Here is a 24,199-nt window from a genome sequence, read left to right as displayed (position 1 = left end):
AAAGCAGGGACGCATCTTTGATTTAGGGATACGCACAACAAGAAATGACGAGAGGTCCATGTAATGAGAAAGAGTCTCCGATTAAAACGGCTTCCCCTGGCAGTTGCGATGCTGTCCGGAAGTATCGGCCTGGCCAGCGTTGGCCAAGTGCAGGCCATGCAATTTGACTTCGGTAGTGACAGTGAGGTGTCCGGCAAGCTGGATATCACTCTGGGGTATGCGGCCTCAGTGCGTGCCGAGGATGCGAAACCCTCTGCATTGAACCCGGCTAATAACCTGCTGGGCACGGGTACCACTCCCAACTATCTTTCCGATGCCCGGGTGCCGGAGGCGGGCGACCTGATTTCCAACGTCTTCAAGGCAACTGCGGAACTGGGGCTGGATTGGCGAAACTATGGCTTTGCGGGCTCTGTTACCTACCAATATGACACCGAGATCATGCACGACGAATCGGTTGATTTTATGGGTAACTCAGCACCCTGGACGGACGCCGCGGAAGATTATGCCGGCAGTTTCTACGATGTTCTGGATGCCTACGCCTACGGCTCTTTCGACATCGCCGGGAACCCCCTTGATCTGAGAGTGGGTAAGCAGGTGATCAACTGGGGTGAGGGGCTGTATTTTCTGGATGGTATCTCAACCCAGGTACCTCTGAACTTCAACAAGCTGGTTACTCCTGGGTCGGAGCTGAAGGAAGCCTATATCGGGGTGAACAGTGTCTATGCCCAGATGGGCATCGGCTACAGCGCGTCGGTTGCAGCCTATGTGCAAACCGATTGGGAAAGAGCCGAATTCGGACCCCGCGGCACCTTCTACAGCGACGATTTCTTCTTCCGTGGAGGCACGGAGGTTGATCCGCTGCTGGGTGTGCCAATACGGGACCGGGACAGCACGCCTGATGACAGCGGCCAGTGGGGCGTGTCCAGCCGTGTTTTTGTTACCGATGACACGGAACTGGGGGTCTATTACTCCCGGTACCATGAAACCCTCCCGTTCATAAAGCTGACCGTGCCGGGCAGTTCGGACGACCTGGGTTCGGCAACCGGCCTCCAACAGGTCTGGCCCGAGGACCTGGATATGTTCGGTCTCAGCATGGCCACCACGGTTGGCACCTGGTCAATCAATGGTGAAGTGGCCTACCGGCCAGACCGGCCGCTGTTCACAAACCTGACCACGTTTGATGCCAAAGGCCGCAACATTGAAGAGCATGACACCGTCAACGCTTCAGTACACGGCATCTGGCTGGGTGGCGCGTTACCGCTGGGTATCGACGCGCAACAGCTGCTTGTTCAGCTCGGCGCCGACTATATCGACGGCGACCTGGACAACCTTCAGGCCCATAACTCGGTCCACGGGAAAGTGGTAGCGCCGGATGATCTGGCATACGGCGTGGCGGCCGAATGGAGCGGAACATGGTATGCGGTGTATCCGGGAACCAATCTCACCCTGGGCCTGTTCCTGCAAAGGGATCTTCACGGTAACTCCCATTTCTGGGGCAACTTCGCCGAAGACCGAACGCTTGGAACGGTTTCCCTGACGGCCAATGTCGGCAACTCCCTGGAAACCACGTTGGGGTACAACTGGTTGAACCAGGACAACTCCAACTACGAGACGCAGGATAACGTCAACCTGTCTGTCAACTACAAGTTCTGAGCCTGAGCAAAGGGGGATCCAAACAATGTTGAATAGAAAAGTCCTGTTTACGGCGGTTGCTACGTTAAGCCTTTATACCGCCAACGTTTCTGCGGCCATCAGTTCTGCAGAGGTAAAGCGCCTGCAAGAGGATCTGACGCCGGTTGGCGCCGAGCGTGCAGGGAATGCCGAGGGCACCATCCCGGAATGGACCGGCGGTCGTACAGAGGTGCCGGCCGGATGGGAGCGGGGCGACGACCGCCCGGACCCGTTCGCCGACGAAGTGCCTCTTTTCACAATCACTGCCGCCAATGTGGATCAGTACGCGGATCGGCTAACCGACGGCTCCATTGCGTTGTTGGAGCGTTATCCCGAGTTCAGCATGCCGGTCTATGAGACCCACCGCACCGCCGCCTGGCCGCAGCGGGTTTATGACAGCATTGCTGAGCAAGCCACCACCGCCAAGCTGGTGGATGATGGTAACGGCGTCTCTGGCGTTTGGGGAGCCATACCGTTCCCGATCCCGAAAAACGGAAACGAGGCCATCTGGAACCATAACCTACGTTTCCTGGGGACCTACCTCAACGTTCCATCAGCAATCGCGACCATTGTTTACAACAACGACCAGAAGTTTGAATGGTGGTTCAGCAATAAGGTCCACTATACCTATTACGACCCGAGCATTACCGACGAAACCCGGGAGGAAGGTGCCTTATTCCGTTACGCCGCCACTGTGCACGCTCCGGCCCGGGATGCCGGGGAAGGGTACGTTGCGCTTGAATACATCGATGCCAAGGAAAATCCCCGTAAGGCCTGGACTTACGATCCCGGGGAGCGCCGTGCTCGACGTGCACCCAATCTGGCCTTTGATACGCCGGACCGGCCGATGAACGTGATTGACGACTACGACATGTTCTCCGGCTCGCCTGAGCGCTACGACTGGAAACTGGTGGGTAAGCGGGAAATGTACGTGCCGTACAACAACAACCACCTCAACTCCATCAAGCACTCCGTGGAGGATGTCTATCGCACGCCTGTGATCAACCCGGAGCTGACACGTTACGAACTGCACCGTGTCTGGGTAGTTGAGGCCACCGTTAAGCCTGATGCCCGTCATATCTACGCCAAGCGTGTTTTCTACATCGACGAGGATACCTGGAGCATTCTGGCGACCGACAAGTATGACGGTAACGGCAACCTGTGGCGTGTGGCTTTCAACTTCCCGGTCACCGCACCTGAGGTGCCGGTCACTGCGGGTGGCATCAACGTTCACTACGACCTGAAGGTCGGTGGTTACTACGCCATCGGTGGTGCAACCGGTGAAGAGCGAGCGCCGACCTTCGATGAGGAGGCGCCGCAGTCGGCGTATTACTCCGCATCTGCCTTGCGTCGTCGGGGCCGGTAAGAACCGATTGGGTTGAGACTCCATCACTACTTTGGGATGGAGTCTTGCCTTATAGCTAGGGGACTTTATGAAAAGACTAACCAACGCCAATCGCCGCAGCACAGGCTGCCGTTCCATGAGCAGGCTATTTGCCGCAGGGCTGGCCGCTGTAGTGAGTGTTGAAAGTGCGAGGGCGGAATACCAGGACCCCCTGGATACGCCTGCGCAAATAATGCCTTCTGCACCTCAATCCCTGCTTCTGGACATTACGCAGGTGGATGACCGCCTGGTAGCGGTAGGGGAGCGTGGACATATCCTCTTCTCAGATAACCATGGAAAGGACTGGCAGCAGTCCGAGGTTGCGGTACGTACTCAACTGAATGCCGTGTTTTTTGTCGACGATAAGCAGGGCTGGGCCGTCGGCGAAGACGCGGCAATCGTGCATACCGACAATGGCGGGCTGAGCTGGCAGAAACAGTTCGACGCCCGCAATGCCGAAATCCAGGGTCCACTGTCGGATGTGTACTTCAAGAACGCCAATGAAGGATATGCCGTCGGCGTCTTCGATAAGCTCTATCGCACCGAGGACGGCGGCGAGACCTGGCAAGACTGGTCTGATCATGCCAACAACCCCGATGAATGGCATTTCTTTGCCATTGCCGCCACCGATGCCGACACGCTGTACATTGCCTCCGAAGTCGGCCTGCTGTTCCGTTCCCTTGATGGGGGCGACAGCTTCGAACCGTTGCAGACCGACCACAATGGATCGTTCCACGGCATCCTGGCCAAACGTGCCCCTGACGGCAGCGATTGGCTGATCCTCTCCGGGGTTGGCGGCAAGCTATTTACCAGCAAGGACGGCGGCGAGAACTGGCGTGAGCTGGAGACCCGCACCGAGATGGGGCTGGCCGGTGGTACTTGGTTGGCTGACGGATCGGCACTTGTTGTTGGTACTGAAGGCGTGATGTTGCATGTCTCAGCGGACCTGGCTTCGGTGAAGAAATACCAGCGCGAGAATGGCCTGCCTTTAAGCAGTGTGGTTCAGCAGTCACCGGACAGTTACGTGATGGTTGGGCTGGGTGGTATCCAGGCCATGACACAGCTGCCAGGCCGGTGAACGGAGGAGAACAAGAATGAGTAATCCCAACCAGGGGCTGAAGTTTTCAGCGCTGACAAGGGCGGTTTTTACTTTCCGCCTACCCATATTACTCCTCAGCCTGGTGGCCACGGTCTATCTGGCGTGGCAGGCGAGTCTGGTGCAACCCGACACCCGACTGGAGAGACTGATCCCGGGCAGCCATGAGTTTGTGACTAACGCCAGGGAGTTTCTCGGAACCGAGAGCGTTGGCGACAGCAGTATCATTCGAGTGGCGGTCGCACGGGAGCAGGGCACTGTTTTCGATTACGACTACCTGGTCAAGCTGCGGCAGATCAGTGACGACCTGTCACTGCTCGAAGGCGTGGACACCAGCAGCGTCAATTCCCTCTGGTCGCCAGGTATGCTCTGGTTTGCGATCACGCCTCTGGGCTACGACAGTGGCCCGGTGATCGATATGGCCTCGTTCGATGACACGGCCGAGGCGATGGACATTATCCGCACCAATGTCTTCCGCGCGGGGTTGGTGGGAAGCTATGTGTCCAACGACTTCAAGGCCAGCATGATCGACTTTAAGGTGCTGCCGATCAATCCGGCCACGCAGCAGCCGCTGGATTTCAATGCGCTCTCGGATCGACTGGAACAGGTACGCCAGAAACACCAGGACGACAACATCAGCCTCCATGTGATCGGCGATGTGAAAAAAGTGGCCGATCTGGTGGACGGTTTCGGCCAGGTGGCGTTGTTCTTCCTGATTGCATTCCTGATTACAGCGGCGTTGCTGTTCAACTATTCGCGCTGCTACAAGTCCACCCTGATCCCGCTGGTCTGTTCTGTGGTAGCCGTGGTCTGGCAGTTAGGCATGATCAATCTGCTGGGGTATGGGCTGGGGGTATTCTCAGTTCTCGTGCCGTTCCTGGTGTTTGCCATCGCGGTCAGTCACGGCGTGCAGGTGATCAATGCCATCGCCCATGAGACGGCCAAGGGCGAGGACCGGTTCAACGCTGCCCGGGTGACTTTTCACCATCTGCACAAGGCGGGGCTGGTAGCGCTGATCAGTGACGGCATCGGCTTTGCGACCCTGTTTATGATCGATATCGGCGCCATCAAGGATCTGGCAATGGCGGCCAGCATTGGTGTGGCTCTGGTGATCTTTACCAACCTGGTTCTGCTGCCGGTGTTGATGTCCTACGTTGGCGTGTCCCAGCGTTGTGTCGATCATGCCCAATACAAACTGCAGAAAAAGTCAGCGCTTTGGGATGGTCTTGCACACTTTGCCGAGCCAAAGTTGGCGCGTGTCGCTGTTGTTGCTGCTCTGGTTCTGGCCGGTGGGGGTATCTGGTTCAGCCAGGGTTTGAAGATTGGCGATTTGGACAAGGGCGCACCCGAATTGCGTGCCGACTCCCGCTATAACCTGGACACCAACTACATCACCAGCCACTTCAGCACCAGTACGGATTTGATGACGGTGTTCGCCGGCATGCCCGAGGGGCAATGCGAGACCTACAAGGCCATCGAGCTGATTGATCGCCTGGGATGGCAGCTCGCCAATACCGAAGGGGTTAAATCGATGAACTCGCCGGCAACCCGCGCCAAGATGAATCGTTACCTCGGCAATGAAGGCAACCTGAAGATGATGGCGTTGCCTCGGGATGAGCGGGTTCTGAGTCGCGCCATTGCCGTGTCCGGGTTCTCGTTCACCGGTGGAAGCGCCAATTGCGATCACCAGAAGCTGAAGCTGGAACTGACCGATCACAGTCAGGAAACCCTGCAACGGGTTGTCGGAGTGGTTCGGGATTTCGCGGCCGCTCACAATGACTCTGATATCTGGTTCCAGCTGGGCGCCGGAAATGCCGCTTACGAGGCGGCCACGAACGAAGTCATCGAACGTGCCCAGTTTGAAATTCTGGCCTATGTCTACGGGATTGTTGCCTTGATGGTCTTGCTGACGTTCCGTTCCATAAAGGCGGTGATCTGTATTCTGGTGCCGCTGGCGTTGACGTCGCTGCTCTGTCAGGCACTGATGGCGGTGCTGGGGATCGGAATCAAGGTGGCCACGCTACCAGTAATTGCGCTGGGCGTGGGAATCGGGGTTGATTACGGGATCTATATCTACAGTCGTCTCAACTCCTACCTGGCACTGGGGCATCCGTTCCGTCAGGCGTATCAGGAGGCTCTCAAGACAACCGGCAAAGCCGTGTCCTTCACCGGTCTGACGTTGGCGATTGGCGTAGCGACCTGGATTCTGTCGCCCATCAAGTTCCAGGCCGATATGGGCATCCTGCTGACGTTCATGTTCCTCTGGAACATGATTGGGGCGCTCACACTGTTGCCAGCGTTGGCGCATTTCCTGCTGCGAGAAAAAGGCGGGGAGGTACAAGCTGAATGGTCCTCTAGGGCGTCGGAGGCCGTTTAAAGGCCATTTAAAAGTAGGGCGGGTTCTTGCTCAGGAACCCGCCAACCAAATGGGGGTTGTGTCCGCTTTGCCGGGTCTTTGATCCGGCTTTTTTCTTTCCTCAGCTTTCCTCTATAGATCTCTGAATCCTGCCAAGCCTGAAAGCGTGGTGTGAATGTACACGTGTTCGCTTTTTCAAAACTAAACATAACAACTGTTGTGTTAAATGGTAATCATTGATATGATTATTTTAAGGGAGAGATCCGGACAACGGTAAGGAGATGAAACTGCTGTAGCTATTAAGTGATATAGGTGGCGCAAATGTTTGATCAGCAACATGCATCGTTTTTGGTAGAAGAGAACCGTCGATTCGCCGGTACCGGAGGCGTAAGTGAACATAACGCCCAGGCCCGTTTTGTTCCCGCATTCCAGGATGCCCATACCGGCCAAGTGGAGATCTCCCGTTTCCGCGACGGTCGACCCGCGCCATTTCATCTGATTGACGGCTTACCCGAGGACTGGATCGCAGAGATAGACGCAACTGGGCGAGTGGTTCGAATCAAAGGATCGATAATTTCAGGATTCGTCCGGTTTGGCGTGTTTTTCACCCGACAAGAGGCCTCTGACTTTATTGGTAGGAGTTAAGGTCAAAACGTAACGAGCAGCCCCGCCATGCCACTCGCTCACGTGTTGGAGTTGTTAAGAGATTAATGAATCACCAAGTCTCCTGACTCAGGCAGACGGGTGATAAGGTCTGCACCAAAAAGGCTGGATGGTGTATAGGCTCCGCCCGTTGGCTGATTCTCCATCAGATGTTCGATGACTGCCAATGAACCAGTGATCGTCAGGCTATAGCCATTGGCGGTCCGTATTCGGGCGGTTTTCTTTTCGCCTCGGCCATTGGTGGCCTCACCCCAGACAAAGGTGGGCATCGTTGCTCGCGCCGCTTCATCGGGACCCTTCACCGTGTTGGCGATACGTGCCTTGATGAGCTTCTGGACAAACTTGATGCCCAGTAGCGGCCGGACATAGTTGCCGCTCTCGGCATTTTTGATCATCCGGGGGGAGCCCGGAATCCAGTCAGCCAGATCAGCAGGCAATAGCGAGGCAAGCTCATCAAGACTGAAACTATGGTTACAACTTCGTTCTTTTTCTATGGGTCACGATGGATAAGGACGATGTAACATAGAAGCCCGGTTGTCATTACACATAAGGAAGCGGCTGATTCAGACACTGTGTGTGACTGCATGAAGGCGACCATGCCGGAGATGGAAAGTGCAGTGCTGGTAGAAAACGCTTGAGGTGACGGCATTTGCACTTGATAGAGATTTCGATTATTGGTTTTTTCCCTTCCTGCCACTCTATCATACTGCGTATAATGTATATTATGTTAAATTCAGTATGTGATGCGTGCAGCTGAGTTCGTAATCTCCCTCCTTCAGATCCAACCCACTTACTCATAACTCGCGGCCCAACTGGTACGCCCAAGCTCAATGGCACGATAAACATCTGCCTCAGGAACCACCAACACATCCCCCAGTTCCCTCGGGTCGTAATGAAAGACACACAAACGCGAAGCAAACTCAGCGAACGGCAGCGATGCTTCGCCATGGCGCTCACCATTACTCTCTGTTGAGCAGTTGATACCCTGGCCCCAATCCTGGCCGCTGTCATTGTTGGGATTGAAGAAGTAGATGCGCATCTCGCCAACGCGATCAAGATTGGCACGGATGATGGTTATGGCGTGGCGTCCAACGAGGCGCCCGCCGCTGTCGGTGACAGCGATACCCGCAGGTTGCGGATGGATGACGGGTATGTTGCCGTTGTAATAAGGATGATAGCTGGCATAAAAGTGGCGGATGAAGCTCTCATAATCTTGGATCTTTCCTGTTGTCCGGCTAATGACACTGAGAAAACCGTGCCCTACCCACCAGCCATACATTTCAGGATTGATCCAGCGGTGCAGGTCGTCGTCACGTACTCCGCACAATCGCCCCATCTCGCCATAAATGCGGTCAAGGTGCGGTGCCAGAATCAATGAAACCGGATCCACATCGGTTGGAGGTTCTTTTGCAAGGCCTGCCTCCAGGTGCTGCGATGTGATGTGTTGGCCCTCAAAACGCATGATGACATCGTCATCGCGAGCACCCCAGGCCACCAGCTGCAACAGATAGTCAACATCGTTGAAGGACCACATGGAAAGGCCGATGACCGACTGGCAAGTCGGGTTATTACCCTGGCCAACACCCAGCGGCTGTCCCAGAAGGCTCAGTACACCGGCCAACAAAAACACCCGCGGAGGGTGCGCATTACCGAAAACCGTCCTCAGTTTATCGGATGCGGCTTGGCTCAATTTCAGTTCCAGTTGCCGCCACAGGGCTGAAGCCACGGGCGGTGTGAAGAGAGAGCCACGCTCAAGAAACATGGCCAGGCCATAAACGGCCTGACTGGTTTCCGGATGAACAACCTGGTCAATCAGTTCGAACACAATCTGGCGGTAACACTGGAGCACATCGTTGCCGGTAATACTCAGGCCCAGAGCCAGAGGTATCAGATCATCCCGGTGTCCACGCAGGTGCCGTATCAGCATGGGGTGATACGGTGAAACCATGCCCGTTTCGTGCATCCCAATGGCAAAGCCTTGCGCCTCTTCGGTTAGCGCGACTTCGTCCATGGCGGCCAGGCGCTCGCCGTAAACGGTAAAGCCCGGATCATCGCGGCAGCCTGTCGTTGGGCCGAACAAAGCGCTGACAAGGCGCGCTGCTTTGTCCATGCCCGAAGTTTCGATTTCCGGATCAAACAGGCATTTGGCAATCTGGCTGACCATCTGCTTGATACTGTCCGTTTGTATCGGGCGCTGCGCCAGCAAACGGTGCACTTCCTCCACCAGGCTGTCGAGAATACTCTCGTAGCCCAGTCTGCTGAGCAGGTACTGATAGAGTGAAGTGACTATGTGCCCTAGCCCTTGCGGCCGCTCCCTATCCGCTTCGCTCATCTGGCCTGATAACAGGTCCAGATTCAGTGCAGTCACCTGGGTCAGAAAATGTCTGGCCTGCTCCGCTGAAACTCCGGGATGAAGATAATCGCCCATGGCCACGGCAAGCAGGCGAAGCTCACTCAGGGCCTCAATGGCCGCGTAAGCCGGGGCTCCCTGGCGTAACGTTCGCACGGCCAGTGCAGGCCGAAGAATGGCAGGCCGGTCCCAGTCACTGTTGGTGAAGACGCCCTTGGCTTCTATAGCCGGTACCCGGGCGTACAACGCGTCCAGTCCGTCGGGGGCGACCATAACGTGAAGTGCCTCTTCCAGTACCTCTGTGTTTGGTGCTACAGGGTCGCTCAGGCGAGCAAACGCAAGCTGTTCCAGGGCCTCGTCAAACGTCGCAACAGAGGCGGTGGTATCTGAATCAGAGCCGGGAATAGTCACAATATCGTCCTTGCTTGCCTTGATGTGCCATTTGATATCACCCAAACCCAAAGATGCTCTCAAGGCCATTCAGAAGCAAACGATTCCGGGGCTTTCGTTTCCATTTGTAACCTGAGCGACTATATTGAGGTTGATGGTTGGGATGTATTGATCCCCTTTAAACGACATTGCCTCAACGCTCAGTTTGTCTGGTGCGCTCCAATGTCGGCGCAGTTTGTCCGGGTAAACCAGCAAGGAGAAGATCAAATGTCTATGGCATCGGAGAAAGAGTTACCCAAAGAGGTAGCAGCCTGGCTTGACCCCGATATGGACTCGGTTAAAGGGACCGAGACCCCTAAGGATCCAAAGAAAGGTTACATCGCCCTGCTTGGCTGGAGCGTTAATGCGATCAAGGCTGCGCAGAAGTTTGACCGCCGCTATATCGTTGTTGCTCCGGATTGGGCTGCGGATTTCTGTACCGCAAACAAGATTCCTTTCATTCCATGGGATTTTATCCGTCTGAATGATCGGTCTCTGGAGATAGCCGAAAAGCTGAAAGCGGAAGGCGTTGATGTCGCCATACCGCTGTTCGAGGAAACCGTTGAGTGGTCAGGGGCGATCAACTCTGTCCTCCTTAACAACCCCCGCATGTACGGGCAGTCCATTCTGTTCCGTGACAAGGCTTTGATGAAGCGCCGTGCTCAGCTTGGCGGTATTCGTGTCGGGATCTTCGAAGAGGCGCACGAGAAAGAAGACATCATCCGCTTCATGAAGCGCGTCAACCAGACGCTGCTCAAACTGGATGGTGACCCGGATGACCCGATTCACGTCAAGGCATTCGACAAGGCCGGTTGCCTCGGCCACCGAATGATCCGCACGATAGAAGAAATTGACAACATCCCGACGGAAGAATATCCCCTGCTGATGGAAAGTCACCTGGATGGCTGGGAGTTTGCCGTCGAGGCCTGGATCCACGATGGCAAGATCAAGTTCCTGAACATTTCTGAATATGTAACGCTTGGCTACTCGGTTTTCGTTCCTGCTACCGAGCAACTTGAGAGCTGGCGTAACGCGATCACCAAGCAGATCGAGTTGCTGATCAAAACGTTCGATATCCAGTTCGGCCTGATTCATCCCGAGTACTTCGTCACTGCTGATGGCGAAATGTACTTTGGGGAAGTCGCCTATCGCCCGCCCGGGTTCAAGGCTTTTGAGCTTATCGAGAGGGCCTACGGATTCAATGCGTACCAGGCTTCCATGCTGGTGTTTGACCCTAAAAGCACCAAAGAGGAAGTCGATAAGTTCTTCCCTCGTCCGGTGGTCGACGCGAAAGGTTACGCAGGTTGCTTCGGTGTGTATCCAAGACGTCGTGTGGTCAGCAAGCTGGAGATGCCCAAAGAAACGATTGAGCACCCCTACTTCGAGTCACACGAACTGGTTGCGCCCACCGAAGAGACCGTTCCTGACCGGTCGGCGTTCGGTACTCACTGGGGGCTGGTCTTCTTCTTTGGTGACGATCCGATCAAGATGCGGGATCTGCTGAAGGCTCAGGAGGAGCTGGACTTCTACGTCTAGCGGCCTGCCAAAGCCATTCAGTTGTCGCAAATGAGGTGTCCATGATTCTGGTTATCGCAACTCCAGAATCATGGATAGTCCTGAGCCCGCCCTGCCCCGGTACACCCCTTTTAAACTTGCTTATACGACGAATGCGGCTAAACTCTTATTCAGCTTGAAATTTTATCAATTTATCAAGTAATAAACTCAACATGCTGCAGCCCCTGTCATCCCTGAGCCGACCCTCGCTTCCCTTCACGATTGCCAGGGTATATATCAGTGCCGGGTTTATCGCCTTTGCCAGCGCCGTTTCTGCGGATGATAGCTCGCTCTGGGACATCCCCCTGGAAGAACTCGGGCAGATACGAGTCGTTTCGATTGCTTCGGGGACTGAAACGCCTTTGGATAAAGCCGCCGCCGTAACTTCGGTAATTGATGCTGACGACATTGCCGCGATGGGCGCAACGGACCTCGACCAGGTGCTGGAAACCGTGCCCGGGCTGCACGTAAATCACTCCGATCAGGCGTTCTCTCCCAAGTATGTGTTCCGGGGCATTACGTCCAGCAATAATCCGCAGGCTCTTCTGCTCATCAATGGCATTCCCGTTACGACCATGATGTATGGGAACCGGGGTAATGCCTGGGGTGGTATGCCGGTGAAAGCCATTGAGAGAATTGAAGTCATCAGGGGCCCTGGCTCGGCACTGTATGGCGCCGATGCTTATTCGGGCGTTATCAATATCACGACGAAGAATCATGAAAGTATTGACGGACAAACCGTCGGCGGAAGGATCGGGAGCTTCGATACCCGCGGTGCCTGGCTGGAGTCAGGTCGTCAGTTGGGAGATATCGGCGTCAGTTTGGTCCTGGAGTATCAGACCACTGATGGCTGGGATGAAACCATTGAACGCGACGCGCAAACCAACTTTGATGAGACGTTTGGCACATCGGCCTCTCTGGCGCCCGGCCCAGTCAATACCGGTGTTGATCAATTGGATGCCAGGTTTGAAATAGGCGGCGAGCGGTGGACATTCCGGGCAGGCATACAGGACCGTAGCAACCTGGGTACCGGGCCCGGTATCGCCCAGGCCCTGGATCCAGAAGGTGAGTTTTCATCTCGCAGATTGAACGCGGATTACAGCTATCGATGGTCCGATCTGGCCGATGGCCTGGATGTGGAAGCCAGAGTGTCCTACTTCAATATTACCCAGGAGCCCGAAAACGATATCGTACTTTATCCGCCTGGCGCTTTTGGTGGGGCCTTCCCCAACGGTTTGATCGGCAGCCCTGGCTACGAGGAAAACCAGGCCAGGTTCGACCTGAGCGCTATTTACCGCGGCATTCAGGATCACCGTATACACACGGGCGTCGGTACGTTTTGGGCTGACCTTTACAAGGTGACCGAACGAAAGAACTTCAATCCGGATTTCAGCCCAAAAGGCAGCGTGGTTGACGTGTCCGACGACCCGAGTGAGGTCTGGATGCCGGAGGAAGACCGCACGAATTACTATGTGTTCGTGCAGGATGAGTGGCAGTTCGCACAGAACTGGCAGTTGGTCAGCGGTATTCGTTTTGACGATTATTCAGATTTTGGCAGCACGATAAACCCACGAGCTGCACTGGTATGGGCCACAACCGACTCCATCACGACGAAGTTCCTGTACGGCCGGGCTTTTCGCGCACCGTCATTGAATGAGCTTTATGTGGCGAATAACCCGGTCTTCCTGGGCAACGATGAACTCGACGCCGAGACCATCGATACCTTCGAGATTGGTGTATCCCATCAGGTTACGCCGAGCTTGTTGTATGGCGTGAATCTGTTCTACTACGAGATTGATGACCTGATTAATGCGGTTCCAACTGCCGGTCTTATCGCGACGGAGTATCGAAATGCGGGCCAACGGACGGGACATGGCGGTGAAATTGAACTGACGTATCAGGCTCTCGAAACCCTGTCTCTACAAGCCAATTATGCGTATCAAACCGCAGAGGATGAAGGTACAGGGCGATCCGTCGGTGAGGCGCCCAATCATCAGGTCTATGCGCGTGCCGACTGGAGCGTATCGCCAGGTTGGCTAGTGAGCTCGCAGGTCAACTGGGTAGGTGAACAGAAGCGAACGGCTGCAGATCAGCGAGACCCCGTGCCTGACGCCACCACCGTGGATATGACCATTAGAACCAAAGGGTTATGGCAGGGGCTGGATCTTTCTCTGGCCGTTCGAAACATCTTCAATGAAGATGTGCGAGACCCCAGCCCCTTCGCCGCCCCTGCCCCGCCGATTCCAAACGACTTCCCCATGCCCGGGCGACGTGTCGTCGGCGAGCTCTCCTATAGTTTCTGACAGGGCCGCGGTCGGTTAGTCTTCCCAGTCCCGCTTTTCTACGCCGTGATAGACAATGCTTTCACACCGAATCGGAAAGAAGCTGCCTTCGGGGCGCTCTCTTGTATCCCGGAAACACGGCGCCATACCGGCCACGAAGCAAGGTGTCAGGATAAGTTGATATTCCTCACAGCTGAACCCCATGTCTGCAGCCAAAGCGGCATGCACGGCTGCTACGTTCATTGAGTATCCGTATACACTATTCAGGTGTTCGTACACTGCAAAGGCCATCTTCAAATAGTGGCCATCGGAGAAACCATAGTCTTTTGCTTTATCCAGTGTGAAGGCAATGCGTTCGTCTGTGGTGGCAAGGGGGCGGCCATAACCATAAAGGATGCGGCCCAGGGATTTCTCATGATCGACAAACTCCTCCAGTTTACCGCCTTCATCGCACCACTTACCGGCCCTGTAGAAAAAGTCGAGCGCCCGGACCTCCGGTCGACGACCGTATATGGATGCTTCCGAGATGCTTAATCCAGCCATCAGACCCAGAGAGGGCGTGGTACGCACGGAACCGGCCAAGGCGGCCACATGGTTTGGCCAGATGGAGGGATCCGGATAGCTTGTACCGACCCAGTACGAGTTCAACATCTTTGCGACGTTTTCTCCCGGATCTCTTCCAAGAATGCAATACAGGTACAAATGGAGCCATTCAAGATGGTCGAGTTCATGGTGAAGATCCTTACCGTGCATAACGACGCGTTCGGTAAGAAAGGCTTTTCCAATTCGCGTCAACCAATGGCTTTCTGTTTCAAGTAGTTGTTCATGATTCATTAGTTGCCCTCCCCGTCACGCTTTTTGTAGGGTCCCGGGTCGTCTTCCAGTTCAATGGCAGAGCTGTAGAAAGGAAATTTTTTCCAGCCCATTTTCCGCTGCTCCAGCGCATGGACGGCCGCACCGGGCAATCTCAGTATCAGGTAGAGCATGCTGCCCTGATCCTGATCAAGACCAAGATCAACGAACGCTGCAGCCGCTACAGCGCTGATGGAAATTGGATACCCGAAGAATGCCTCAAGGGCGTTGCGGTGGCTTTCCAGCCAATGCAACGCGCCTGCTTCTGGTGCGAACTGGACCAAAAGGTCCAACGACTGCCGAAGTGTCGTGGGCATGTCATCGCCGTTGGGGTCAAAACCCGGTGGATGCTCAATCGCCGGCCATATGTCCGCCCTTTCGTCTTCCTGGGGAGCCTGAAGTCGGGATTTCCAAAGTTCGATGTCCTGACCACATTCCCCCCACAAGCGAATGCAGATCTCAAGTTCCTGAGAGCCGCCATAGAGGCCAGAACCCACGGCAAGGGAGGACATGAGCGCAGAGCTGTGATTGGTGCCGGCAACGCCTCCGTTCATGGCTGCACGAATGCTGGCCTCCTTGGGGCCCTGGTTGGCGAGGATCATCGCCAGCTTCTCCAGGAGGGCCGCTTCAGCGGGTTGCGGTCGATCACCTTTGAACATCAGCAACAGATATTCAAACCAGCTTGCCCTGGCGATGACCTGGCCATACACATCGTAGCCATGGCAGTAGCTGGCCTTTGCGGCGAACGGGTTTGAATCTTCAGGTTCTTCAAACCAGAAATTGGAGTGATAAACGTAGTCTGAGGGCACGCGCTTTCCCCTAATCTATTGGTCGGTCTGTATCGAGCTGGTTAGCACCTTCATTCTCGATCCCAATGGAGGGACCTGGTCGCCGTCAACAATGATATCTATCAGGCAAGGTCCTGGGCGGGAGAGAATCCCGGGTATGTCCAGATCCATCAATTGCGCCATGGTTTCCACCCGGTAGGATTCCACGCCCAATGCCCGGGCCATCATGGCAAAATCCACGCTCGGTAACCGGGTTCCAACCTGTTCCCCGCCACTCAGTTTCTGTCCATGGCTGACCATGCCCAGTGAGGCGTCATTGAGGACCAGCATCAGAACATTCAGGTTTTCCTGGAGCGCTACCGTCAATTCCTGGCCGGACATCAGATAACTGCCGTCGCCGGTGAAGCAGACAACCGGATTCTGACGGTTGGCGGTGGCCATCCCCATCGAGGTTCCGATTGCCCAGCCCATAGCGGCAAATCCAAGCCCGATACTGAACTGATTCTTCTCCGCAGGCATGCCTTCCGGGCGACGGATATTCCAGTAGTGGATCCCCCACAAAAAGCTGTTCCCGGTATCCATGAGAACCCGGGTATCCGGTGGGCATATCCGGCTCATATAAGTCATCAAAGCCTGGGGTTTGACGCGCCCGGATCTGTCAAAACACTTTTCGGGCTCATCAAAACGGGTATTCTCCGGCACGCGATCGTAGTCCGTGACTGGCTGTGCGCAGCTTCCACTTTGTTTGGCTTTAAACGCATCAGCCAGGGATTCGAACAGGAGCTTTGGCGAGCCCAGAACGACGAGCCGGGCCATGGTTGAGCGGCTGAGGTGTGCCGGATTGCCGGAAACATGAATCAATCGGTCAGACAGTATTGTCGTGGGGTCCCAGCCACAGGTTGATACTTCGTCCAGAGCTGTGCCGATGGCCACAACACGTTCGGCATTTTCAACCTTTAGCGCGTCCGTCGCGCTGTTGTGGCCGGCAAAGCCAAATACACCCCGGTATAGTGGGTGGAAACTGTCGATGAGCCCCTTTCCACGTGGCGTCGTAACCATTAGCCAGTTCCGGGATTCCGCCAGGGCCACCAGCATGTCGTTTGCCCCGGCTGCGCCCTCACCCAGTACCAGTGTGACCTTGGACGCGCTCTCCAGCTCTTTCAGTAATGACTGGGCAGCAGGCTTGTTGGGTGCGACTTCGTGGTTGGTAAAGGCGTGGAGCGTTCCGTCTTTCACGTCATCGGGGATCCGGCGGCGCATCACGTCCAGTGGTATCGCCAGGTGGGCGGGCCCGGGCTGGTTGCTCATGGCGTGACTGACAGCCTGAAGCACTTTGGTTTCAAGTTGTGCCGGATGCGATACCAGGGTGTTGTAGCGCGTACATCTGGCAAACATCTCTACCGTATGAATGCCCGTGCATGAGGTCTCCTGCAATGAGCCCTGCCCAAACTTGTCGAGAGCAGTTTGCGCCGTTATCACGAGCATCGGAATCCCATCGGCGTAAGCGGATGCAACGCCAGTCAGCAGGTTCGTGGCTCCTGGACCGGCTGTGGAGCAACAAACGCCTAGCTTTCCTGTTTCCCGGGCATAACCCTCTGCCATAAATGCCGCGCCGGACTCGTGACGGGCGGTAATGGTCCGGATACCACCCTGGCGCTCACTTCTTGCCAATGCATCATAAAACGGTTCAATGCTCCCGCCAGGAACGCCAAACACATACTCCACACCGAGGCGTTCCAGGTAGCGTAATAACAAGTCACCATTTTCGAGCATGACAAATCCTATGGGGAAGGCATCAAAGTTGTATTTGAATCAGCGGGAAAACCAATCAATCAAGCGGCCGCGGCATGGAGATCCCGTATCCCTGCGCATAATCAATGCCGAGCTCAACCAGTCGTGATTTGACCCTGTCGTTCTCCACAAACTCGGCAACAGTCTTGAGACCGGTGGCATGGCCAATCCGGTTGCAGGCGTCAACAATGGCAAGATCGATTGGGTCTTCCAGCAAATTACGGACGAAGCCACCATCGATCTTGAGATAATCCACGGGCAAGGCCTTGAGATAGGAAAACGAACTCATGCCTGCGCCAAAGTCGTCCAGTGCAAATTTAAAGCCTCTTCGTCTGGCAGAGCTGATGAATCGCTGGGTGACATTCAGGTTGGCGATAGCGGAGGTTTCAGTGATTTCAAAACAGATGCGCTCCGGCTTTAATTTATATCGCTCCGCCAATTGGCTAATGTAAAGAAACAGTTCCGGTTCATTAAAGGAGCTCCCGGACAGGTTGATGAAAAACGTCCCGGTTTCCTCCCGGCCGAGGCCAGTGCGGTCAAGGTACCGGAACGCCATTTCAATAACTTTCCGGTCGATCCTGGTCATCAGGTTGAAGCGCTCGGCAGCGGGAATAAAAGCGCCCGGAGGGATTGTTTCGCCCCCTTCCCTCAACCGAACCAGAAATTCCGTGCGATAGCCATCGACGGCATCCGGCTGCAGTGCGGTCATCTCCTGTTGCCAAAGGCAAAAGCTGTCATTCTGCAACGCTTGCTGGATGCGGCTGGTCCAGTTCATATCACTCTGGCGCTGCTGCATTTCAACGTCGCTTGTTTCATAGAGCTGGACGTTGTTGCGGCCCCTGTCCTTCGCAGCATAGCAGGCCAGATCAGCATGACTGAGGAGCTCGCTGGCACTGCAGTAGTGCTTATCGACCAGCACCATGCCGATACTCAGGGAGACGGAAAACGGTCTGTCATGCCAGACAAACCGATACTCGCTGACCTCTTCACACAGTTTCTCGGCCACTCTCTGCGCATGGACGATGTCGCAGCCACGCAGGAGCACCCCGAACTCGTCACCGCCGAGCCTGGCGAGGGTGTCGTCTGAACGGATGTGATGGGACAGCAGCGCGGCAATCTGCTTAAGCAGGTGATCGCCGGCGACGTGGCCGCAGGTGTCGTTGACGATCTTGAACTGATCAAGATCAAGGTACAGGAGCACGTGTTGCCGTCCGGTTTTGTAAGTGTCTTCCAGGGCCTGTACCAGCCGTTGCTCAAACTCGCGGCGATTCACGAGATCGGTCAGGCTGTCATAGTAAGCCATGTGCTCCAGGGTGGTTTCCGCCACGCGCTTGGCCTGGCGTACGGAGCCTTCACGCACTTCACGGTCAATGGCGGGAATCAGCCGCGACAGGTTGTCCTTCATGATGTAATCCTGAGCGCCGGCTTTCATGGCCGTCACCGCAACGCCTTCCCCAATCGTTCCGGAAACAATAATCACAGGTACATCCATGCAATACTGCTGGGTCAGTTCCAGCACCCGAAAAGAAGAAAAGCCAGGCATGTTGTGATCGGTTATCACGATGTCCCACTTGCCACGGCGGAGGGCATAGGTCAGGCGATCCTCGCTATCCACCAATTCATGATAGGGGGAAATACCTCCTTTACGCATCTCTCGTAAAAGAAGCATGGCGTCGTCTTCGGAATCCTCGACGATCAACATCCGTAATGGGGTGCTTGTATCAATCAATGAACTTACCTTTATCAGTACGAGCGAACTGAGCCGGCTTTGGGCACCTTGTTGACAACGAGCCAGTAGCGGGCAAGCAATTTCATTTGTTCCGTAAATTCCCGATAGTTAATCGGCTTGGTGATAAAGCTGTTGGCTCCCAGACGATAGGCCTCCAGCAGGTCTGCCGGTTCATCGGAGGAGGTCACCATCACCACGGGCAGCCAGTTGGTGAGCGGTGAAGACCGAATGCTTTTTAGTACCTCCAGCCCACTGACCCTGGGAAGCTTTACATCCAGCAAAACAACTCCGAGCGTATCCAGCTCCTTGGACGGGGTATCGCCAAACAGGAAGTCCAGCGCCTGCTGCCCGTCTTCCAGCACGATTACTGGGCTGCCCTCGCTCGCGGCCTTGAGGGAGCGTATCGTCAGAACCTGATCATCCGGATTGTCTTCAACCACAAGGATTGAATAGCCGTCCATGTTTTTAGCTGCCCTTTCAATGGATTGCATTTAAAGCGTGAGCGTATGGTTGCAGTCTAGTCACGATCTCCCGAAACAGGCAACTTCACAATAAAACTTGCGCCCTCGCCTACTTTGGACGTCGCGGAAATCTCGCCATGATGCCTGCGAACCACCCGATACACTGTCGCCAGGCCAATGCCTGTGCCGCCAAACTCCGATGGTGTGTGAAGCCGGTTAAAAGCGACGAAGAGTTTGTCGATATACCGCATATCAAAGCCGACGCCATTGTCCCGGACTTCAATGGCTGTCCAGCGGCCCGCTGTTCGTGCAGACACGTCTATGATCCGTTTTTCCTCCCTGGCGCTGTATTTCCAGGCGTTTGCAAGCAGGTTCTGGAAAGCAACACGCAGCATTCGGCTATCACCCACAACCCGGACGCCCTGCTGAATGTGTACTTCTGAGGGGACGTCGTCACTGATGTCTTTCAGCTCATCAGTGATTTCCTGCAACAGTTGGCTCAAATCGACAGTCTGGTTCTCAATCGGCTGGCGGCTGACGCGGGAAAGGATCAACAGTCCGTCGATCAGGCCCGCCATTCGAACACTGGCCGCACGAATGCGCCGCAGGTAATCCTTGCCGGTCTCATTCAGCTGGTCACCGCAATCCTCCTCAAGTGCTTGCCCAAACCCTTCCACGGCTCTCAGTGGCTGCCTGAGATCGTGGGAGACCGAGTAACTGAACGCCTCCAGTTCCCGGTTTGCCATGCTCAGTTCCGAGGTCCTGGCTTCGACAATCCGCTCCAGGCTGTCGCGACTTTCCAGAATACGGCGATTCTGCTGCTGAATAGTGCCGATCATCTCGTTAAAGGTGTTCCCCAGCCGCCCCAGCTCGTCGGTTCCGGAGACCGGTGCGCGAATGGAGTAATCATGGTCCTGGGCAATGCGTTCAGCGGTTTCCGAGAGCTTGAGGATGGGGTCAGACACAATTCTCTGTAGCCGGAGCGCGAGGAACACCAGAGCCACCAGAATGACGGCGCCAATACCAATGGCTACGAACACAAAGGTGCGGATATGGCCATGTAATACCTCAAGGTGGGATGTGAGGAAAAGCTGCCCGACCGTTTCGTTATCAAGGGTTACCGGTATCGCTAGCCGATAGACTTCATCGACAAACCCTACTTCCAGTTGTCGGTTAACCGATGGACATTCCCGTTTATCCATGCTGGCCAGGGAAGCCATGACGGTCCCTTGTTGATCATAGACACAAGCCTGCTGGATAGTCTCAATGCGCTCAAGGCTGGAAATGATGCTGCTCAGCTGATTATTATCCTCAAACACCAAGGCGGCGGCCGACTGTTCAGCGAGGATGCCTGCAATGACATGCAGTTCGGACTCAAGCTGTTTACGGTAATTCCGGTTCTCAACAAAGATGAGGCTGGCGCAGACCAGGGTAATCCCCAGTGCACTGGTGAACAGTGTCAGGAAAAGCAGTTTGGTTTTAAGTCGCCAGTATCGCCATTGTCCGATCATCGCACGACCCTCACCGCCAGCTCCAGAAGTCGGGAGTTAATAGTAAGCCCCGCTTCGGTCGCGGCTTTCAGGCTGATTTCAAAGCGAATGACATTGCCCTTTTTGACGTAACCGACCATTCCCCCCTTGCGGACAAACTCCGGTAGGTCGCTGACTGTCAGCATGCCCTGGTGTTGGGCGAGATCAAGCAGCTCGTTGAGGTTGCGGGATTGCGACTGGGCGATATACAGCACATTGCACCCAGTAAGGTGCGCGGCATTGTCAGGGTATCGAAGCTGAAGTTCCCTGCCCTGGGATTTGCGACCAGTGAGAGGGTCGAGCAGGTCGCCAAACGGATCATCGCCAAAAATACATACCTCAAGGGGGGCGGAATTGCTCCCGTTATGGGGCCAACTGACAAAGCGTGTGAAGTTGTAGAGAAAGGCGGCTTTGACTTCGTACTCGGAACGTATGGAGGCGTGCCCGGGTACCGTGCCAAGACACAGGCTGAGAGTCAGTGAGATAAGGTATTTCAGGTGATCCCTCACGAGTCGGCCACGAAGCAAATAGTCATATTTGGATCAAGCAAATGGGCGTACGGCACCTACCGAAGGTTAGCATCAGTCCGGCTGCCGTCAACTGCATGCCAGATCTGTGCTACCCCAATATCAACTTTCCGGCACCGGAAAATCCACCTCATCCACCTGCTCTGACAGGTAATCCAGAAATGCGCGGATCGACGGAAGAAGGCCTCGGCGTGATGGAAAGACGGCGTGGAAAATACCGCCGCGTGGCTGCCAGCCAGGCAGTACATTGATCAGGCGCCCCTCGATCAGGTCACGTCCGCCTACAATCAACGGCATTTTGACCACGCCCAGACCGGCGATCGCGGCCTGCCTGAGGGTGAAAACATCGTCCGTAACCAGGCGTGGTTTGTGGTGTACCTGCACCGATACGCCGTCCGGGCCATCCAGACACCAGATGTGCTGGCCATCGGTCTGTTCGAAGTCGATGCTGGGCAGGCGAGTCAGGTCCTCCGGCGATTCGATGTTGGGGGAACGTTCCAGTAAAGCCCGCGACCCCATCAGGCATTGGGGGCTCCTGGACAGGACCTTCATGGTCAGGCCGCTGTCTTCAATCGGCGGGTACCGGACCCGGAGCGCCAGATCGACGCCCTCTTTAATTACATCGACCCGACGACTGGTGGCCACCAGCTCAATCCTGACTTCCGGATACATCTCCATGAACTTCACCACCAGTGGTGCAACCAGGAAATAGATCAATCCTGGTGGGCAGGTCATCCGGATGCACCCACGGGGTTCCGAGCGGGAACGATCGATCAGCTCCTGCGCCGCCTCGGCTTCAACCAGCATGGCAACGCAGTGGCGATAATACTCCTTGCCCAGCTCCGTTACGCTGAACCGGCGTGTTGACCTGTTAATCAACCGGGTATCAAGGCGCTCCTCCAGAAGTGCTGTGCGCCGGCTCAGTTTGGATTTGGGGACGCCCAATGCCCGCCCGGCCGGTGCAAAGCCACCATGCTCCACTACCTGCACGAAGTAATAGAGATCGTTCAAGTCCTGCATAGCTCAGAGTCCTATATATAGAACGCAGATTATAAATTTTGGCACCTACTCAGACCAGCTTCCGTGCCCTATCTTCACTGTATTGATCATTAATATCCAAACCAGTGTAAGGGGGAGCACATGAAACAGATACTGACTACCTACAGCGCACCCCATGGCCACTGGGTTGGTGATGGTTTCCCGGTCCGCTCGCTGTTGTCCTACGACCGTATGGGCGCCAACAATATCAGCCCTTTCCTGCTACTGGACTACGCCGGCCCCGCGCAGTTTCCACCGGGAACGCGCCGCCGGGGCGTTGGCCAGCACCCGCACCGTGGTTTTGAGACCGTCACCCTGGTCCTGCAGGGCGAACTTGAGCACCGGGACTCCACTGGCAGCGGGGGATTGATCGGCGAAGGCGATGTCCAGTGGATGACGGCCGGTGCCGGTATTGTCCACGAGGAGTTCCATTCGCCAGCGTTTACCCATCGTGGCGGCACGCTTGAGATGGTCCAGCTATGGGTGAACCTCCCAGCCAGGGACAAGAATGAACCAGCGGCTTATCAGACCCTGCTGAAAAAGGACATTCCGGTGGTTTCCCTGGGCGACCATATCGGCGAGCTCCGGGTTGTTGCGGGTGAGTTCCACGGACACCCGGGGCCGGCGAGCACCTACACCCCGATGAATGTATGGAACCTGAAGCTTGAGCCGGGCGCGGATGTGGTCCTGCCCGTCCCGGAAGGACAGACCGCCATTGTAGTGGTGCTCAAGGGAACGGTGCAGGCAAATGGGGCCGAAGTATTACATGACGCGGAAGTTGCCAGCTTTGATCGCCAGGGCCAGGAACTGCAGCTTGAATCCAACAACGATGCCCGGTTGCTGGTACTCACCGGTGAGCCGATTAACGAGCCTGTAGTCGGTCATGGTCCCTTTGTCATGAACTCGGAGGCTGAGATCCATCAGGCAATCGCGGACTTCCAGAACGGAGAGTTCGGCATGCTTCACCGTTAGCCAGAACAGGTGATGGCCAGCGGTAGGAACCGGTCCCTCCGATGGGGGCCGGTCAATAAAACCCACCTGAAACGAAGGAGAAGGAACATGGCTTTTAAATACAATCGACTGGACAAGGACGATGTTGCTCTGCTGATGGTTGACCACCAGTCAGGGCTGCTCTCTCTCGTACGGGACTTCTCACCGGACGATTTCAAAAACAACGTACTGGCGCTGGCGGACATCGCCAAGTTTTTCGACATTCCGACCATTTTGACCACCAGCTTTGAGGATGGCCCCAACGGCCCAATGGTGCCGGAACTCAAGGAAATGTTCCCGGATGCGCCCTACTTCCCCCGTCCCGGCCAGATCAACTGCTGGGACAACGAGGATTTCCTCAAGGCCGTGAAGGCCACGGGTAAGAAGCAACTGTTGATTGCCGGTGTGGTGACCGATGTATGCGTGGCTTTCCCGACGCTGTCAGCGCTTGAAGAAGGCTATGAGGTCTTTGTTGTAACGGATGCGTCCGGCACCTTCAACCAGACCACCCGCGACGCTTCCTGGAGCCGCATGGAACAGGCCGGGGCACAACTGATGAACTGGTTCAGCGTTGGCTGCGAGTTGCACCGTGACTGGCGCAACGATATTGAAGGCTTTGGCGGCATCCTTGCCAAGCACCTGCCACATTATGCAAACCTGATGCAGAGCTTTACAGCCCAGAAAGGGTAAGCTTTAGCGGGCGCCACAC

The 24,199-nt window shown here is 55.6% G+C and carries 19 protein-coding genes; 9 read left to right on the top strand and 10 right to left on the bottom strand.

Annotated elements, in window-relative coordinates; all coding sequences use genetic code 11:
• Positions 1-63: 63 nt before the first annotated feature.
• The 5 genes from ACQUWM_RS03620 (at position 64) to ACQUWM_RS03600 (ending at position 7,152) form a co-directional block, all read left to right on the top strand.
• Complete coding sequence (locus ACQUWM_RS03620; protein WP_428921200.1) at positions 64-1,653, top strand: DUF1302 domain-containing protein; 1,590 nt, start codon at positions 64-66, stop codon at positions 1,651-1,653.
• Between the two features lie 25 nt (positions 1,654-1,678).
• Entirely contained in the window at positions 1,679-3,037 is a 1,359-nt protein-coding gene (locus tag ACQUWM_RS03615; protein WP_406984629.1) for a DUF1329 domain-containing protein, read from the top strand.
• A gap of 67 nt (positions 3,038-3,104) precedes the next feature.
• Positions 3,105-4,133, top strand: a complete 1,029-nt coding sequence (locus tag ACQUWM_RS03610; protein WP_428921199.1) for a WD40/YVTN/BNR-like repeat-containing protein — start codon at positions 3,105-3,107, stop codon at positions 4,131-4,133.
• Between the two features lie 16 nt (positions 4,134-4,149).
• Entirely contained in the window at positions 4,150-6,528 is a 2,379-nt protein-coding gene (locus tag ACQUWM_RS03605; protein ID WP_428921198.1) for an efflux RND transporter permease subunit, read from the top strand.
• 300 nt (positions 6,529-6,828) lie between these two features.
• Complete coding sequence (locus ACQUWM_RS03600) at positions 6,829-7,152, top strand: hypothetical protein (RefSeq protein ID WP_428921197.1); 324 nt, start codon at positions 6,829-6,831, stop codon at positions 7,150-7,152.
• 62 nt (positions 7,153-7,214) lie between these two features.
• Here the strand turns inward: ACQUWM_RS03600 and ACQUWM_RS03595 are convergent, their stop codons facing one another.
• Together ACQUWM_RS03595 and ACQUWM_RS03590 are read right to left on the bottom strand one after the other, a co-directional pair.
• Entirely contained in the window at positions 7,215-7,565 is a 351-nt protein-coding gene (locus ACQUWM_RS03595) for a hypothetical protein (protein WP_428921196.1), read from the bottom strand.
• A 395-nt stretch (positions 7,566-7,960) separates the two neighbouring features.
• Complete coding sequence (locus tag ACQUWM_RS03590) at positions 7,961-9,925, bottom strand: hypothetical protein (RefSeq protein WP_428921424.1); 1,965 nt, start codon at positions 9,923-9,925, stop codon at positions 7,961-7,963.
• Between the two features lie 252 nt (positions 9,926-10,177).
• Here ACQUWM_RS03590 and ACQUWM_RS03585 point away from each other — a divergent pair, with 252 nt between their 5' ends.
• A complete protein-coding gene (locus tag ACQUWM_RS03585) occupies positions 10,178-11,485 on the top strand; it encodes a carboxylate--amine ligase (protein WP_407000565.1) in 1,308 nt (435 codons plus the stop codon).
• A 191-nt stretch (positions 11,486-11,676) separates the two neighbouring features.
• Positions 11,677-13,806 carry a TonB-dependent receptor plug domain-containing protein gene (locus ACQUWM_RS03580; RefSeq protein WP_428921195.1) on the top strand — a complete coding sequence of 710 codons (2,130 nt, stop codon included), beginning with the start codon at positions 11,677-11,679 and terminating at the stop codon, positions 13,804-13,806.
• A gap of 15 nt (positions 13,807-13,821) precedes the next feature.
• On the opposite strand, the gene ACQUWM_RS03575 is transcribed toward ACQUWM_RS03580, so the two are convergent.
• From ACQUWM_RS03575 to ACQUWM_RS03540, 8 genes are all read right to left on the bottom strand, one after another.
• Positions 13,822-14,619 (bottom strand): hypothetical protein, encoded by a 798-nt coding sequence (locus ACQUWM_RS03575; RefSeq protein WP_407000563.1) that lies wholly within the window; start codon positions 14,617-14,619, stop codon positions 13,822-13,824.
• Positions 14,619-15,446 (bottom strand): citryl-CoA lyase, encoded by an 828-nt coding sequence (locus ACQUWM_RS03570; RefSeq protein WP_428921194.1) that lies wholly within the window; start codon positions 15,444-15,446, stop codon positions 14,619-14,621. Before ACQUWM_RS03570 ends, ACQUWM_RS03575 begins: the two co-directional genes overlap by 1 nt.
• Before the next feature lie 15 nt (positions 15,447-15,461).
• Positions 15,462-17,198 carry a thiamine pyrophosphate-binding protein gene (locus ACQUWM_RS03565; protein WP_428921193.1) on the bottom strand — a complete coding sequence of 579 codons (1,737 nt, stop codon included), beginning with the start codon at positions 17,196-17,198 and terminating at the stop codon, positions 15,462-15,464.
• A 55-nt stretch (positions 17,199-17,253) separates the two neighbouring features.
• Positions 17,254-18,945, bottom strand: coding sequence for an EAL domain-containing protein (locus ACQUWM_RS03560; RefSeq protein ID WP_428921192.1), 1,692 nt, complete (start codon positions 18,943-18,945; stop codon positions 17,254-17,256).
• Between the two features lie 14 nt (positions 18,946-18,959).
• Positions 18,960-19,406 carry a response regulator gene (locus tag ACQUWM_RS03555; protein ID WP_407000559.1) on the bottom strand — a complete coding sequence of 149 codons (447 nt, stop codon included), beginning with the start codon at positions 19,404-19,406 and terminating at the stop codon, positions 18,960-18,962.
• Between the two features lie 56 nt (positions 19,407-19,462).
• Positions 19,463-20,917 (bottom strand): ATP-binding protein, encoded by a 1,455-nt coding sequence (locus tag ACQUWM_RS03550; protein ID WP_428921191.1) that lies wholly within the window; start codon positions 20,915-20,917, stop codon positions 19,463-19,465.
• Positions 20,914-21,444 (bottom strand): YfiR family protein, encoded by a 531-nt coding sequence (locus ACQUWM_RS03545; protein WP_407000557.1) that lies wholly within the window; start codon positions 21,442-21,444, stop codon positions 20,914-20,916. Before ACQUWM_RS03545 ends, ACQUWM_RS03550 begins: the two co-directional genes overlap by 4 nt.
• 120 nt (positions 21,445-21,564) lie before the next feature.
• Positions 21,565-22,482, bottom strand: coding sequence for a LysR substrate-binding domain-containing protein (locus ACQUWM_RS03540; RefSeq protein ID WP_428921190.1), 918 nt, complete (start codon positions 22,480-22,482; stop codon positions 21,565-21,567).
• 120 nt (positions 22,483-22,602) lie between these two features.
• Between ACQUWM_RS03540 and ACQUWM_RS03535 the strand changes: the two genes are divergently transcribed.
• Together ACQUWM_RS03535 and ycaC are read left to right on the top strand one after the other, a co-directional pair.
• Positions 22,603-23,472, top strand: coding sequence for a pirin family protein (locus ACQUWM_RS03535; protein ID WP_428921189.1), 870 nt, complete (start codon positions 22,603-22,605; stop codon positions 23,470-23,472).
• An 87-nt stretch (positions 23,473-23,559) separates the two neighbouring features.
• Entirely contained in the window at positions 23,560-24,180 is a 621-nt protein-coding gene (gene ycaC, locus ACQUWM_RS03530) for an isochorismate family cysteine hydrolase YcaC (protein WP_407000554.1), read from the top strand.
• The last annotated feature ends 19 nt before the right edge of the window (positions 24,181-24,199 follow it).

Origin of the sequence: Marinobacter sp. DUT-3, assembly GCF_050379435.1 — a bacterium.
Classification (GTDB): Bacteria; Pseudomonadota; Gammaproteobacteria; order Pseudomonadales; family Oleiphilaceae; genus Marinobacter.
Note: the sequence above shows the minus strand (reverse complement) of the source record. Positions and strands in the feature narration are given on the sequence as shown.

Coding starts and splice junctions, on each gene's coding strand:
- ACQUWM_RS03565 (WP_428921193.1), bottom strand. CDS start 17,198: ATGCTCGAAAATGGTGACTTGTTATTACGCTACCTGGAACGCCTCGGT.
- ACQUWM_RS03580 (WP_428921195.1), top strand. CDS start 11,677: ATGCTGCAGCCCCTGTCATCCCTGAGCCGACCCTCGCTTCCCTTCACG.
- ACQUWM_RS03550 (WP_428921191.1), bottom strand. CDS start 20,917: ATGATCGGACAATGGCGATACTGGCGACTTAAAACCAAACTGCTTTTC.
- ACQUWM_RS03610 (WP_428921199.1), top strand. CDS start 3,105: ATGAAAAGACTAACCAACGCCAATCGCCGCAGCACAGGCTGCCGTTCC.
- ycaC (WP_407000554.1), top strand. CDS start 23,560: ATGGCTTTTAAATACAATCGACTGGACAAGGACGATGTTGCTCTGCTG.
- ACQUWM_RS03605 (WP_428921198.1), top strand. CDS start 4,150: ATGAGTAATCCCAACCAGGGGCTGAAGTTTTCAGCGCTGACAAGGGCG.
- ACQUWM_RS03575 (WP_407000563.1), bottom strand. CDS start 14,619: ATGAATCATGAACAACTACTTGAAACAGAAAGCCATTGGTTGACGCGA.
- ACQUWM_RS03615 (WP_406984629.1), top strand. CDS start 1,679: ATGTTGAATAGAAAAGTCCTGTTTACGGCGGTTGCTACGTTAAGCCTT.
- ACQUWM_RS03600 (WP_428921197.1), top strand. CDS start 6,829: ATGTTTGATCAGCAACATGCATCGTTTTTGGTAGAAGAGAACCGTCGA.
- ACQUWM_RS03585 (WP_407000565.1), top strand. CDS start 10,178: ATGTCTATGGCATCGGAGAAAGAGTTACCCAAAGAGGTAGCAGCCTGG.
- ACQUWM_RS03595 (WP_428921196.1), bottom strand. CDS start 7,565: ATGATCAAAAATGCCGAGAGCGGCAACTATGTCCGGCCGCTACTGGGC.
- ACQUWM_RS03535 (WP_428921189.1), top strand. CDS start 22,603: ATGAAACAGATACTGACTACCTACAGCGCACCCCATGGCCACTGGGTT.
- ACQUWM_RS03555 (WP_407000559.1), bottom strand. CDS start 19,406: ATGGACGGCTATTCAATCCTTGTGGTTGAAGACAATCCGGATGATCAG.
- ACQUWM_RS03620 (WP_428921200.1), top strand. CDS start 64: ATGAGAAAGAGTCTCCGATTAAAACGGCTTCCCCTGGCAGTTGCGATG.
- ACQUWM_RS03540 (WP_428921190.1), bottom strand. CDS start 22,482: ATGCAGGACTTGAACGATCTCTATTACTTCGTGCAGGTAGTGGAGCAT.